A 13,120-nucleotide genomic window follows, 5' to 3' on the forward strand; every position below is an offset into this window, starting at 1 on the left:
ATGTCTCAATGCCGGCGTCTCACCCGCCGTCACGGCGGCAAGACGGTCGGCGGGCAGGCGCCGGATTTGCGATCGCACGCGGTGCGGTGGGACACTGGCGGTTGCCCGTCCTTCAGACGTCTGCGTGGCGCGATGGCGCGACGCGGCGGAGAGGTGCGGGCTCCACCACAATCTCGCATTTCACCGAGTTGGCGATGAAACAGATGCCATGCGCCTCTTCGTGCAGATTGCTCAGCCGGGCCGGATCCGGCTCGTCCCCGCCGGCCAGCGTGACTTCCGGCCGAAGCACCACCTTCGTGATCGCCATTCTGCCCCTGGCCACACGGTTCAATTCACCCCGCGCCCGGTCGCGATAGCCGGACACGTTCAGATTTGCCCGGCGCGCCAGATGCAGAAAGGACATCATGTGGCAGGAGGAGATGGCGGCAACGAGGGCCTCTTCCGGATCGACAGCTGCCTCGACCGAATACGGCAGGGGCACAACACTCGGCGAGGCGCTTGCGGGGACTTCCAGTCCGCCGTCAAAGCGCCAGACATGCGCGCGGGAATAGGCATTGGCGGCAAAGTCGCCGGCGCAGGTCCAATCCACCTCGGCTGAGTGATAATGCCCCGCCATCGCTCAGAGCGTCTCCACGTAGGCCTTGTAGGCGGCTTCGTCCATCAGCTCGCTGAGCTGGTCCGCATTGCCGACCTTCAGTTTCAGGAACCAGGCGGCGCCTTCCGGATCTTCATTGACCTTGGCCGGTTCGTCGGCAAGCACGTTGTTGGCAGCAACGACTTCGCCGTCAATCGGCGCATAGACTTCGCTGGCCGCTTTCACGGATTCCACGACGGCGGCTTCATCGCCCTGGGAGAGCTGTTTGCCTGCCTCCGGCAGCTCGACATAAACGACATCGCCGAGCTGTTCCTGGGCATAGGCCGTGATGCCGACGGTGGCGACATCGCCGTCCACGGAAATCCACTCGTGGTCTTTGGAGTAATAGGTTGTCATTGTTCGGTGTCCAGTTGAAATCAGGATTTTGGTTTGCGGTAATAGCGGTTCGGCACGAAGGGCATGTCCGCGACGGTGGCCGGCAGACGGCGGCCACGCACGATCAGTTCCAGCCGGGTGCCGGTGGCAGCGTGGTTCGCGGGCACATAGCCCATGGCGATCGGCGCGCCGACGGTGGGGGCGAAGCCGCCGGAGGTGACGGTTCCGACCACCGGTCCGTCCGGCAGCGCAATCTCGGCGCCCTCGCGCGCCGGCGCCTTGCCGTCCAGTGCAAGACCTACGCGGATGCGGCCCGGCCCGTCCTTCAGCTCCGATTGAATACGTTCGGCGCCCGGAAAGCCGCCTTCTTCGCGGCGGCGCTTCTGCATGCAGAAGGTGATGGCCCCTTCCACCGGAGAGGTGGTTTCGTCGATATCGTGGCCATAGAGACAGAGCCCGGCCTCCAGGCGCAGACTGTCGCGGGCGCCCAGGCCAACCGGTTCAACGCGATTGTCGGCAAGAAGCGCCCGGGCGATCGCCTCCGCCGCCCCGGCCGGCACCGACATCTCCACCCCGTCCTCGCCGGTATAGCCGGCGCGGGCAATGTGGCAGGCGATGCCGTCGAATTCCATCGGCGCAGCCGACATGAAGGCGAGCTCCGCGGCCTCGGGCGCGTGGGCGGCAACGGCCGCCACGGCCTCAGGCCCCTGCACTGCGATCAACGCACGGTCCTCGAGCACTTGAAGCTCGACATTCTCGGGAAGATTGGCGCGGAAATGGGCGTAGTCGACCTCCTTGCGAGCGGCATTGACGACAAGCATCAGCTTGCCGTCGTCTTCCTCGGAAACCGGGCGCGTGACCATGAGATCATCGATGATGCCGCCTTCCTCGTTGAGAAGCACGGTGTAGCGCTGGCGGCCCCGGCCGAGCTCGACGAAATTGGAGGGCGTCAGGGCTTCCAGGGCGCGGGCGGTGGTCTCGTGGTCCGGCCCGGTCAGCAGCGCCTGCCCCATATGGGAGACGTCGAACAGTCCTGCCTTCGTGCGGGTGTGCTGGTGTTCGGCCATGATGCCGGACTTGTACTGCACCGGCATGGAATAGCCCGCGAAAGGCACCATGCGTGCGCCCAGTTCCGTGTGAAGGTCGTGAAGAGGCGTTTGTTTCAGATCACTGTCTGCAACGTTATCCGCCATAAAGGGTCCTCGCGTTGGGGTTGCGCAGTCCCGGACTATCCCTTGCGGGCCTCGTCCGTCTGCACCCCCTCTGTCCGAGTACCTGAGAGATTTCCCGAAGGCGCCTTGCGGCTCCCGGCGGTTACTCCTTCGGTGAGCAGTCCGCGAGATCCGTTCGCGCGGAGCACTGCTTTCCAGAGCGTTTTCGAGTGTGCGGTCCTTTTGCCTGAGAGTTTCCGGGGCGGTTGCTCCTTCGGCGCCGGGATCCTTTCACCCGGCCTCTCCCGCACAAGCTTCAGCGTGTTGCCACGCCAACCAGGGGACGACCCTGATTTAGGGCGCGATTGTGCGAGGCAGACATGATCTTGTCAACATGCGACATTCTGATGCCGGATATTTGCCGGTGCACAAGTTTTTCCGGCAGCTCTTCCGTGAGGGGGCGTCAGCGGCCGCCCTCGTCAAAACCGAAGACGACCTTCACGCTCTCGTTTGCCGGTACGGTTAAGTTCCCTTCGATCAGGGTCCATTTTTCACTCGGAGCCCCGGCGCCGAGCGTCACCGGGACCTTCAGGACCTCGGAGGAAAGCGGCTTCGCGCCGCTGCCGCCGGGTACGATCGCGATGCGCAGCGGCAGAATCACTTCCCCGCCCTGCCATGCCGGTCCCGGCGTGACATTGCCGGAGAACCCGGCTTTCATTTGCCTTTGGCCGTCGGCGCCCTGCGTACAGGTATTTGCCCAGTCCTCGATGGTTGCCTGGTAAAGCAGGCCTTCCGCCTGGTCTTCCTTGCCCCGGGCGTATTTCATGATCAGAAAGGTGTTTGTCTTCAGCTGCATCGGCGGACAGGAAACCGGAGGCGCAAAGGTTTCAGGAGAGATTTCGATCGGCTCCTGGCCGCCGGAGATGATCTTTCCTGCAACACTGTCCGAACCCGCGCCGCATCCGCTCAAAGCCGCCGCGCAGATACCAAGGGTGAACATCGTTTTCAGTCTGGATTTGGCTACGGCTTGAAATGCACTGATCATCTTCTACCCATTTGAACGCAACGCAATCTGGCTGCGCTTCATAGCAGCTACGTATTTGCTTGGCGAGACTTGTAGAGCCATGTCCAGCCAATATGACTGAATCGGTGCGCAGATCGACGCGGCTCCCTTGACAGAGCGGACCTGCAAGCCCTTATTGCGCGCATAAAGGTTTGTCGAAAGTGCATCATGTCAGAGACCGCGACAGCAAAACCAGCCCTCTCCATCCACCTGTGCGCCCCACGCGGCTTCTGCGCCGGAGTGGACCGGGCGATCCAGATCGTGGAACTTGCGCTGGAGAAATACGGTAGCCCCGTCTATGTGCGCCACGAAATCGTGCATAACAAATTCGTGGTGGACGGCCTGAAGGCCAAGGGCGCCGTATTCGTCGAGGAACTGGAAGAGATTCCGGCCGAGCACACCGACAGACCGGTGGTGTTCTCGGCCCATGGCGTGCCGAAAGCGGTTCCGCAGGACGCGCAGACGCGCAAGATGTTCTATCTGGACGCCACCTGCCCGCTGGTTTCGAAGGTCCACAAGGAAGCGGTCATCCATTTCCGGCGCGACCGGGAAATCCTCCTGATCGGCCACGCGGGCCATCCGGAAGTGATCGGCACCATGGGCCAGTTGCCGGAAGGCACGGTGACGCTGATCGAAACCGAAGAAGACGCCCGCGCCTATACGCCGAAAACCGGCCGGACGCTCGCCTATATCACCCAGACCACGCTCTCGGTCGATGATACGGCCGGGATCGTCGCCGTCCTGCAGGAGCGGTTTCCGGAAATCGTCGCCCCGCACAAGGAAGACATCTGCTATGCGACGACGAACCGCCAGGAAGCGGTCAAGCATGTGGCGCCCAGGGTGGAGGCGATGATCGTGGTCGGCGCCCCCAACTCCTCGAATTCGCAGCGCCTTCGGGAAGTCGCCGAGCGTGCGGGCTGCAGGACCGCGGTGCTCATACAGCGCGCCAGCGACATCGACTGGCAGGATTTCGAGGGGATCCGCTCCCTGGGGCTGACGGCCGGTGCCTCGGCGCCCGAGACCCTGGTAGAGGAAATCATCGACGCCTTCGCCGACCGGTTCGATGTGACCGTCGAAACCGTCCGCACAGCGGAAGAAACGATTTCCTTCAACCTGCCGCGCGAGCTCCGGGACATGCTTTCCCAGGCTCAGGCCGCCAGCGGATAAGAATATGGCTGTTTATACCGAAGTCACCGATGAGGAACTCAACAGCTTCATCGGCAACTACGATGTCGGGCGCCTGCTCTCCTTCAAGGGCATCGCCGAAGGGGTCGAGAACAGCAATTTCCTGCTTCACACGGACAAGGCCTCCTACATCCTGACGCTCTACGAAAAGCGTGTGAACCCGGACGACCTGCCCTATTTCCTCAATCTCCTGCAGCATCTTGCGCGCAAGGGGCTCTCCTGCCCCACGCCCGTTCCCTCACGGGACGGCAAGCTGCTCGGTACGCTGGCGGGACGCCCCGCCGCGCTCGTGACCTTCCTGGAAGGCATGTGGGTCAAGCGCCCGCGGGTCGACCATTGCAGCGAGCTGGGCAAGGCCATGGCGGAGCTGCACCTGGACGGCATGGACTATGAGGGCTACCGCAAGAATGCGCTGGACGTCACCGGCTGGCGGCCGCTGTTCGAGCAGTGCGGCGCGCGCACCGACAGCGTCCATGCGGGACTGGGCGCGGAGATTTCCCGGGAACTCGATTATCTGGAAGCCAACTGGCCGGCGGACCTGCCGAAGGGCGTGATCCATGCGGATCTTTTCCCGGACAACGTGTTTTTTCTCGGCGACGAACTCTCCGGCCTGATCGACTTCTATTTCGCCTGCAACGACGCCCTGGCCTATGACATCGCCATCTGCCTCAATGCCTGGTGCTTCGAGCACGACGGCTCGTTCAACGTCACGAAGGCGCGGGCGCTGCTGAAGGGATATGCATCCGTCCGGCCGCTCGAAACGGACGAATATGAGGCGCTGCCGATCCTCTGCCGGGGCGCGGCGCTGCGGTTTCTGCTGACAAGGCTCTATGACTGGCTGAGCGTTCCGCAAGGCGCGCTGGTGACCCCGAAGGACCCGCTGGAGTATCTGAAAAAACTCCGCTTCCACCAGACGGTCGGCAACGCACAAGCATACGGGCTGGAACGATGAGCAGCGTCAGGCGCGTGGCGATCTACACCGACGGGGCCTGTTCGGGAAATCCCGGGCCGGGCGGATGGGGTGCACTCCTGCGCTTTGGCGAACACGAGAAAGAGCTGTGCGGCGGCGAAGCCGTCACCACGAACAACCGCATGGAACTGACCGCCGCCATAGAGGGCCTCAACGCCCTCACCCGCCCCTGCGCGATCGATCTTTATACCGACAGCACCTATGTCCGCAGCGGCATCCACGAGTGGCTGGACGGCTGGAAACGCAAGAACTGGCGGACCGCGGCCAACAAGCCCGTGAAGAACGCGGATCTCTGGCAGGCTCTCGACGCGGCAAGGCAACGCCACGACGTAACCTGGCACTGGGTCAAGGGCCACGCGGGCCATCCGGAAAATGAACGTGCGGATGCGCTGGCGCGGGGCGGCATGGCCCCGTATAAGAATGGCGCATAGCCGCGAAACCGAACCTCGCCGCGGTCAAATGATTCAATATTGTCGAGAAATGCTCTAGCAGGGGATTTCACGTGAGAGTTTCCTGGTGGTCAGCCACTGCATCGACTCGCCTTGCCGAGCGGGAAAACGCTGGCCCGGTGCTTATCATGGCGAGATCCAACCTCCGGCGGATACAACGCCCGGGTTCTGAGCGACGTCCGGGACCGGCTCGAGAAGCGTGGCTGCAGCACCGAGATCAGGCTCACCCGCCATGCCGGCGAAATCGGTGAGGTCTGCTGCGATCCGGATCTGCGGGTGGGAACCTTCGTGGTGGCGGGAGGCGACGGCTCGATCAACGAGGCGCTGACCGGCTTTCAGACCCATCCCGACCCGCCGCCGCTTGCCGTCATTCCGTTCGGCACGGCCAATGTCCTAGCCCTGGAACTTTCCCTGCCCCGCAATGCCGCCGCGATTGCGGACATGATCCTCCAACGGAAGACAAGCGCGCTCCATTACGGCCTTTGCAACGGCCGCCCCTTCGTGCTGATGGTGTCCAGCGGTTTCGATGCGGAGGTCGTTCATGCGGTGCCGCTTCACCTGAAGCGCCGGCTCGGTAAACTCGCCTATGTGATCACGGCGATCCGCACCGGCGTGAAGCGCAAGAGTACGGATCTCACGATCACGCTGGACGGAGAACAACTCACCGGCAAATTCGCCGTTGCCAGCAACGCCCGGCACTATGGCGGCCCCTTCGTCATCTGTCCGGGCGGGGCGACCCACCCCGGACTGCACATGCTGGTCTTGGAGAGGGACGACCCCTTGTCGTCGTTCGGTTACGGCCTTGCGCTGCTGCTGGGCCGGATCCATAAGGCGCGCGGGGTGACCGTAAGGCCGTTTTCGTCGGCAACGATCACCTCGACGGGCCCGGTTGCGGCCCAGATCGACGGCGATGCTTTCGGTTCCACGCCTCTGGAAATCCGCCAGACGGACCGGACGGTGCCGGTCCTGGTGCCGTGATCATGCACCGGGTGACGGGCGGCGAGCCCTATGCGCTTTCCGCTTCAGCCGGCATTTTGCGCAGCATCTTGGTCGCCTCGGCCGCCGACACCGCTTCGCCGAAGAAATAGCCCTGCGCGAATTCGCAGCCGAGCTGATAGAGCTCCAGCGCATCGGTCTCGCTTTCGGCGCCTTCCGCCACGACCGACATGCCCAGGTCGTGTCCCATTGCCACGATCGTTCGCAACAGGACCGGCCTCGCCGCCGAGCCGTTCGGCTTGACGAAGGACTGGTCGATCTTGATCGTGTCGAACGGGAAGCGCTGCAGGTACGACAGCGAGGAATGTCCGGTGCCAAAATCGTCCAGCGACAGTCCCGCTCCCAGTCCGCGCAGGCGCTCCAGCACCTTGGCGGAATATTCCGGGTTGGACATCACCAGGGATTCCGTCAGCTCCAGCTTCAGTGTGCCCGGTTCAAGCGACGTTCTCGACAGGACGGCCTTCACGTCGTTGATCAGGTCCTGCTTCAGCAACTGGCGTGATGACAGGTTGACCGAGGCGAAAAGCGGCTGCGGCGTGCCGAATTCGCGCTGCCACAGGGCGAGCTGCTGCGCGCCCTTGTCCAGCATGTACATGCCGAGCTCGTTGATGAGGCCGGACTGTTCGGCCACCGGAATGAACTCGGACGGAGAGATCTTGCCGCGCTTGGCATGGTTCCAGCGGGCGAGCACTTCGAAGCCGGCGACCGACTGGTCCTGCAGGCGGATAATCGGCTGGAAGAAGACACCGAGGGTCTCCTTCTTGATGGCCTCCCTCAGATCGGCTTCCAGATCGACGATGTTCCTGTCCAGCGGGCGCAGGATCGGGCGGAACACTTCCTGGCGATCGCCTCCCAGGCGCTTGGCATGATTGAGGGCGATTTCCGCGTTGGTGAGCAAATCCTCCACGCCCTGTTTGCCGCCCTCGAAGAAGGCGATGCCGACGGAGCAGGTGAGGAAAATCTCCCGGTCGCCGAACGTGATCGGTGCCCGCACGGCCTTGCGCAGGGAATCGGCCAGGGTGACGATCCGGTCCGGCTCCAGTTCGGAGAGCAGGACGAGACCGTACTGGTCTCCCGACAGGCGGCCGAGCGTATCCTGCTGGCCGATCAGGCGGCCGAGACGGCGGGCCACGGTCAGGAGAATGCTGTCGCCGGCGGACAGGCCAATGCTGTCATTGACCTGCTTGAACCGGTCGAGATTGAGCACCATGAGGGTCGGCTTCGACGATTCCTCCGCTTTCGAGCGGACGACACAGGTGCGCAGGCGGTCGACAAAGAGTTCGCGGTTCGGCAGGCCGGTCAGGTTGTCGTGAACGGCGTCGTGCAGGAGCCGCTCTTCGGCCGTGCGTTCCTCGGTGACATCGAGCAGCGTGCCGACACAGCGGATCACCTCGCCGTCCGAGCCGATGATCGGGCGCGCCCTCAGGCGGAACCAGCGGAAATGTCCGTCTTCCGACCTGAGGCGAAACGTCTGGACGACCTTGCCGCGGCGCTGGTCGATCACCGCATCGAGCGTTGCCCGGAACCGGTCCCGATCCTGCGGGTGGAGAACGTCCAGCCAGTCGCGGGCCGGACCGTCGAGCGTGCCGCGCTTGATGTTGAGCAGGTCTTCGACCTCGTTGCCCGTATAGATGCGGTCCCGGTCGATATCCCAGTCCCAGATGATGTCCCCTGCCCCCGTCAGGGCCAGGGCCTTGCGTTCCACGTCCGAGATCAGGCCCTGCGCGATGGCGCCGCCGGCAAAGGCATGCTGCATCACCGTGAAGCCGATCAGCAGGACGATCAGCACGAGACCGCCGTCAAGGGCAGGCTGGACGATATCATTGACGAGGAGGCCGGTGACCGTCATGCCCGCGCCCACCAGCCAGGCCATCAGCAGGCACCAGGTCGGGATCAGCAGGATCGCGCGGTCGTAATGCTGGAATGCCAGAACCGCGATCGTCACAAAGCCCAGCACGCCGATTACTGCAAGGGAAAGCCGTGCGATGCCGGCCGCGATCGACGGATCCCACACGGCAACGCCCAGAAGCCCCAGAATGAGGATCAGCGTCGTCAGCGCCAGATGGGAATAGTGGATGTTCCAGCGATTGAGGTTGAGATAGGCATAGAGGAAGATGATCAAGCTGGCGGCCAGCATGACCTCCGCACAGGCGCGCGCCAGCTGGCTGCCGCCGCCGCCCAGGTTGAACACCATGCTCCAGAAGCCGAAGTCGATACACAGATAAGCCAGAACCGACCAGGCCAGCGCCGCGGTCGCCGGAAACATCACGGTGCCCTTGACGACGAACAGGATCGTCAGGAACAGCGCCAGCAGGCCGGAGATTCCCAGGATGATGCCGCGGTAGAGCGTATAGGCGTTGATGGTTTCCTCGTAGACATCCGGCTCCCAGATCCTGACTTCCGGCAGGTTGGGTGTCGTCAGTTCGGCCACGAACGTCACGATCGACCCGGGGTCCAGGGTGACCAGGAAGACATCGGCTTCCATGCTTTTCTGCCGCGCGGGGGCGATGCCCTGGCTCGGCGTGATCGCCGCGATGCGCGAGGAGCCCAGATCCGGCCAGAAGAGATCGGATCCAGCCAGCTTGTAGTTCGGAGCAACGATCAGCCGGTCGATCTGCTCGTCGCTGGTATTGGCCAGAGCGAAGACGGCCCAGTTGGTGTTTGTCCCCTCGCGCGAGGGCACCTCGATGCGGCGTACGATGCCATCGGCGCCCGGTGCCGTCGACACCTGCAGGCGGGTCCCGGCGTCCCGGTGAAACTCGATCGAGTTGGTGATGTCCAGCGCTTCGATGTCGAGCGGTACGGGAATCGGCTCGAGCGCCTGGGCGGGAATTGCCGCCAGCGCCGAGACAATCAGACAAAGAGCAATGACGAGGCTTTTGAACACGCTGTTGATTGGGCCCGGTAACAAAATCGACATGGGGCGAAGAACTACCGGGTTGTGGCGCATGTCACAAGAATTCTTTCAAGATGCCCTCGATACTCGGTGCCACTCTTCCAGGCCGCGACGCGTGGTCTTCCGCCAAACACGCAAACAGCAGGTGATCCTGCCAGCTTCCGTTGATCAACAGATAGTTGCGTGCGTATCCTTCCCGGTGGAACCCAGCGTTCTCGAGCAGTCGGATGGATGGCGAGTTGGTCGGCAGACATGCCGCTTCAATTCGATGAAGATTCAACACGTCGAAACAAAACGGCAGGATCATGGCGACGGCGGAGGACATATGCCCTTTTCCCGCAAATCTCTGCCCCATCCAGTAGCCAAGTGTCGCAGTCTGGCTGACACCCCTGCGGATGTTGCTCAGGGTCAGGCCACCAAGGAGCTCATCGTTGCGGGCACGGAACAGCAGGAAGGAAAGACTGCGCCCCTCCTTGCGGTCCCTGGCATAGCGGCGCAAGCGTCGGCGGAAGCCGGATCTGGTGAGGTCGTCGGAGGGCCAGAGCGGCTCCCAGGGCTTCAGGAAGGCGCGGCTCTCCGCACGCAGGCTCGACCAGTTCCTGAAGTCGTACATGACCGGCGGACGCAAATAATATCCCCCGGCCTCGATCAGCAATTCCGTATCTGTCGATGATCCCGGCCGCAGCAGCGCCATGCCCCGCTCTCCGTGCCTACATTGATACAGCCCGCAGAACCGGGCTTTGCTGTAACCTCTCCGCCAGTTCGCTTGCATTCATGATGCCGTCGATCGGGCCGATCGCGGTCAGCGTCGGCGTGGTGCCGACAAAGGTCTCATGCGCCACGCGGCGGATATCCGCCGCCGTCACCGCCTCGATCTTTCGGGCAATCTCGTCCGGGGTCAGCACGCGGCCATGGACAAGGATCTGCCGTGCAATCTGCCCTGCACGTGCGGCCGGGCTTTCCAGTGCCATCATGAGGCCCGCGCGGATCTGGGCGCGTGACCGGGCAACCTCCTCATCGGTGATGGTCTGCGTTGCCGCAACGAGTTCATCGGCGATCATCGGCATGAGAGCCGCAAGGTCGTCATGGCTGGTCGCCGCGTGCAGGCCGAAGAGGCCGGTGTCCGAAAACGCCCAGTGGAAGCTGTAGATGGCGTAGCACAGACCGTGCTTCTCGCGTATTTCCTGGAAGAGGCGCGAGGACATGCCGCCGCCCAGGACCGATGCCAGGATCTGGATCGCGTAGTAGTCCTTCGACTTGTAGGGACGGCCCTCGAAGCCGATGAGGATCTGCGCCTCCATCAGGTCCTTGTTGCGCATGGCCTCGCCGCCGCAATAGCTGGCCTGCGATTCCGGAGCCGCCGCTTCACTGCTGAAGCCGCCGAACTTTTCTTTCGCCAGCGCAACGAATGCATCGTGATCGACGGCGCCGGCGGCCGCCAGTACCATGTCCGGACCCCGGTACCGCTCGGCGAGATAGGCGTTCAGCGCATCGCGGTCGAAACCCTTCACCGTTTCCGGCGTTCCGAGGATCGGCCGTCCGATGGCCTGATCCGGCCAGGCGGTTTCCTGGAAGAGGTCGAAGGCCTGATCGTCCGGCGTGTCGTTCGCCGCGCCGATTTCCTGCAGGATCACGTGCTGTTCGCGGACCAGTTCCTGCGCATCGAACGTGGAATTCTGCAGGATGTCGGCAAGGAGATCGACCGCCAGAGGCATGTCCTCGGCCAGGATACGGGCATAGTAATTGGTGTGTTCGATGCTGGTGGAGGCGTTGAGCTCCCCGCCGACCGCCTCGATCTCCTCCGCGATGCCACGGGCCGTGCGGCTGCCGGTGCCTTTGAAGGCCATGTGTTCCAGAAGATGGGTAATGCCGTTCTGGCTGGGGGTCTCCGCCCGTGAGCCCGTCCGGACCCACACTCCCAGCGCCGCGGTTTTCAGGTGAGGCATCTGGTCGGTTACGACCGTCAACCCGTTTTCAAGCACAGTAGTCTTTACATTCATATAGTTACACCCCTGCGGTGACGGCCCGGGCGTGGTCTTCGATGAATTGCTCCACCACACGCTGATCTGCCGCCAAAACCTGCTGGCGCTCCTCCGCACTCATCATTTCTTTCAGGTTTTCAGGCAGTTCCGGCCGAATGCCGGAAGCCTTCTCGACTGCATCCGGGAATTTGGCCGGATGCGCCGTGCCCAGCACCACCATCGGGGCCGAACCATCATCGTGTTCCCTGGCAACATGCACGCCGATCGCCGTGTGCGGATCAAGCAGGTAGCCCGCCTCGGACCACATGTCGGCGATGGTTGCCGCCGTTTGGTCCTCGTTGCACCGGCCCGCGCCGAATACCGCGCGCATCTCGCCGAGCGGGCCCGCGTCGATCGCGAAGCTGCCGGACTGGCCGAGCTGGTTCATCATTCGCCGGACCGCTTCGCCATCGCGGCCGCAGACCTCGGCCAGAAGCCGCTCGAAATTCGACGAGACCTGGATGTCCATCGAAGGCGAGATTGTCGGCGTCACACCGCGCTTCTCGTAGCGGCCGGTTTCCAATGTGCGCGCAAGGATATCGTTCACGTTCGTTGCGACGACCAGTTTCTCGATCGGGAGCCCCATTTTCATGGCCGCATAGCCAGCGAAAATATCGCCGAAGTTGCCGGTCGGCACGGTAAAGGAGATCTTCCGGTGCGGCGCCCCCAGGGCGGCGCCCGCGACGAAGTAGTAGACGATCTGCGCCAGGATCCGCGCCCAGTTGATCGAGTTGACCCCTGAGAGCCCGACCCGGTCGCGGAAGGCGAAATGGTTGAACATGCCTTTGACGATCGCCTGGCAATCATCAAAGTTCCCGGTCAGCGCCAGGGCATGGACGTTGGCTTCCGAAGGCGTGGTCATCTGGCGCCGCTGGACGCTGGAGACACGGCCGTCGGGGAACAGGATGAAGATATCCGTGCGGTCGCGCCCGCGGAAGGCCTCGATGGCGGCGCCCCCGGTATCGCCAGAGGTGGCGCCGACGATGGTGGCGCGCATCCCCCGCTCCGCAAGCACGTGATCCATCATGCGGCCGAGCAGCTGCATGGCCACGTCCTTGAAGGCCAGGGTCGGGCCGTGGAAGAGCTCCAGAATGAAAGTGTTGGACCCGGTCTGCACCAGCGGCGTGACGGCCGGATGCCGGAAGCCGGCATAGGCGTCGGCAATCATGACCTTCAGATCGTCTTCGGAAATGGCATCGCCGATGAACGGGCGGATGACCGCAAAGGCGACGTCCTGATAGGACTTTCCGGCGAAGGAGGCGATAGTGGCGGCGTCGAATTGCGGCCAGGTTTCGGGAATATATAGACCGCCGTCACGCGCGAGCCCCTGCAGCAGGACATCGGAAAACTCCAGGACTGGCGCCTCACCACGCGTACTGACGTATTTCACCGCGTCACTTCCCTTTTTGTTCTTGCCTT

12 protein-coding genes and 1 riboswitch are annotated in these 13,120 nt (G+C 63.2%); of the genes, 4 read left to right on the forward strand and 8 right to left on the reverse strand.

Translation table 11 applies throughout. The features are described 5' to 3' along the window. Positions 1 to 112: 112 nt before the first annotated feature. The 4 genes from ON753_RS15745 to ON753_RS15760 form a co-directional block, all read right to left on the reverse strand. Positions 113 to 616 carry an OsmC family protein gene (locus ON753_RS15745; RefSeq protein WP_265963567.1) on the reverse strand — a complete coding sequence of 168 codons (504 nt, stop codon included), beginning with the start codon at positions 614 to 616 and terminating at the stop codon, positions 113 to 115. Positions 617 to 619: 3 nt separating this feature from the next. Continuing rightward, on the reverse strand, positions 620 to 991 hold the full coding sequence (gene gcvH, locus ON753_RS15750; protein WP_265963568.1) for a glycine cleavage system protein GcvH: 372 nt from the start codon (positions 989 to 991) through the stop codon (positions 620 to 622). A gap of 20 nt (positions 992 to 1,011) precedes the next feature. Further along, positions 1,012 to 2,163 carry a glycine cleavage system aminomethyltransferase GcvT gene (gene gcvT / locus ON753_RS15755; protein WP_265963569.1) on the reverse strand — a complete coding sequence of 384 codons (1,152 nt, stop codon included), beginning with the start codon at positions 2,161 to 2,163 and terminating at the stop codon, positions 1,012 to 1,014. A 183-nt stretch (positions 2,164 to 2,346) separates the two neighbouring features. Then, positions 2,347 to 2,439, reverse strand: a riboswitch (glycine riboswitch). A gap of 145 nt (positions 2,440 to 2,584) precedes the next feature. Further along, positions 2,585 to 3,166, reverse strand: a complete 582-nt coding sequence (locus ON753_RS15760; protein ID WP_265963570.1) for a hypothetical protein — start codon at positions 3,164 to 3,166, stop codon at positions 2,585 to 2,587. A 186-nt stretch (positions 3,167 to 3,352) separates the two neighbouring features. Between ON753_RS15760 and ispH the strand changes: the two genes are divergently transcribed. From ispH to ON753_RS15780, 4 genes are all read left to right on the forward strand, one after another. Further along, positions 3,353 to 4,351: a 4-hydroxy-3-methylbut-2-enyl diphosphate reductase gene (gene ispH, locus ON753_RS15765; RefSeq protein ID WP_265963571.1), complete on the forward strand. Its 999-nt coding sequence runs from the start codon at positions 3,353 to 3,355 to the stop codon at positions 4,349 to 4,351. A 4-nt stretch (positions 4,352 to 4,355) separates the two neighbouring features. Further along, entirely contained in the window at positions 4,356 to 5,321 is a 966-nt protein-coding gene (thrB, locus tag ON753_RS15770) for a homoserine kinase (protein ID WP_265963572.1), read from the forward strand. After that, entirely contained in the window at positions 5,318 to 5,770 is a 453-nt protein-coding gene (gene rnhA, locus ON753_RS15775) for a ribonuclease HI (protein WP_265963573.1), read from the forward strand. The genes thrB and rnhA overlap by 4 nt, the downstream gene beginning before the upstream one ends. 111 nt (positions 5,771 to 5,881) lie before the next feature. Then, a complete protein-coding gene (locus tag ON753_RS15780; RefSeq protein ID WP_265963574.1) occupies positions 5,882 to 6,766 on the forward strand; it encodes a diacylglycerol/lipid kinase family protein in 885 nt (294 codons plus the stop codon). Positions 6,767 to 6,794: 28 nt separating this feature from the next. On the opposite strand, the gene ON753_RS15785 is transcribed toward ON753_RS15780, so the two are convergent. The 4 genes from ON753_RS15785 to thrC are packed head-to-tail and all read right to left on the reverse strand — an operon-like array spanning position 6,795 to position 13,091. Continuing rightward, positions 6,795 to 9,704, reverse strand: coding sequence for an EAL domain-containing protein (locus ON753_RS15785; RefSeq protein ID WP_265963575.1), 2,910 nt, complete (start codon positions 9,702 to 9,704; stop codon positions 6,795 to 6,797). 31 nt (positions 9,705 to 9,735) lie between these two features. Further along, positions 9,736 to 10,374: a GNAT family N-acetyltransferase gene (locus ON753_RS15790; protein ID WP_265963576.1), complete on the reverse strand. Its 639-nt coding sequence runs from the start codon at positions 10,372 to 10,374 to the stop codon at positions 9,736 to 9,738. A 16-nt stretch (positions 10,375 to 10,390) separates the two neighbouring features. Beyond that, positions 10,391 to 11,680, reverse strand: coding sequence for a M16 family metallopeptidase (locus ON753_RS15795; protein ID WP_265963577.1), 1,290 nt, complete (start codon positions 11,678 to 11,680; stop codon positions 10,391 to 10,393). Positions 11,681 to 11,684: 4 nt separating this feature from the next. Continuing rightward, positions 11,685 to 13,091: a threonine synthase gene (gene thrC, locus ON753_RS15800; protein WP_265963578.1), complete on the reverse strand. Its 1,407-nt coding sequence runs from the start codon at positions 13,089 to 13,091 to the stop codon at positions 11,685 to 11,687. Between the last annotated feature and the right edge of the window lie 29 nt (positions 13,092 to 13,120).

Origin of the sequence: Roseibium salinum (assembly GCF_026240905.1) — a bacterium.
In the GTDB taxonomy this organism is placed as follows: Bacteria; Pseudomonadota; Alphaproteobacteria; order Rhizobiales; family Stappiaceae; genus Roseibium; species Roseibium salinum.

Bases quoted from the DNA above. Each gene is read 5' to 3' on its own strand.
- gcvT (WP_265963569.1), bottom strand. From the start codon at position 2,163: ATGGCGGATAACGTTGCAGACAGTGATCTGAAACAAACGCCTCTTCAC.
- gcvH (WP_265963568.1), bottom strand. From the start codon at position 991: ATGACAACCTATTACTCCAAAGACCACGAGTGGATTTCCGTGGACGGC.
- ON753_RS15795 (WP_265963577.1), bottom strand. From the start codon at position 11,680: ATGAATGTAAAGACTACTGTGCTTGAAAACGGGTTGACGGTCGTAACC.
- ON753_RS15760 (WP_265963570.1), bottom strand. From the start codon at position 3,166: ATGATCAGTGCATTTCAAGCCGTAGCCAAATCCAGACTGAAAACGATG.
- ispH (WP_265963571.1), top strand. From the start codon at position 3,353: ATGTCAGAGACCGCGACAGCAAAACCAGCCCTCTCCATCCACCTGTGC.
- rnhA (WP_265963573.1), top strand. From the start codon at position 5,318: ATGAGCAGCGTCAGGCGCGTGGCGATCTACACCGACGGGGCCTGTTCG.
- ON753_RS15785 (WP_265963575.1), bottom strand. From the start codon at position 9,704: ATGTCGATTTTGTTACCGGGCCCAATCAACAGCGTGTTCAAAAGCCTC.
- ON753_RS15790 (WP_265963576.1), bottom strand. From the start codon at position 10,374: ATGGCGCTGCTGCGGCCGGGATCATCGACAGATACGGAATTGCTGATC.
- ON753_RS15745 (WP_265963567.1), bottom strand. From the start codon at position 616: ATGGCGGGGCATTATCACTCAGCCGAGGTGGATTGGACCTGCGCCGGC.
- thrB (WP_265963572.1), top strand. From the start codon at position 4,356: ATGGCTGTTTATACCGAAGTCACCGATGAGGAACTCAACAGCTTCATC.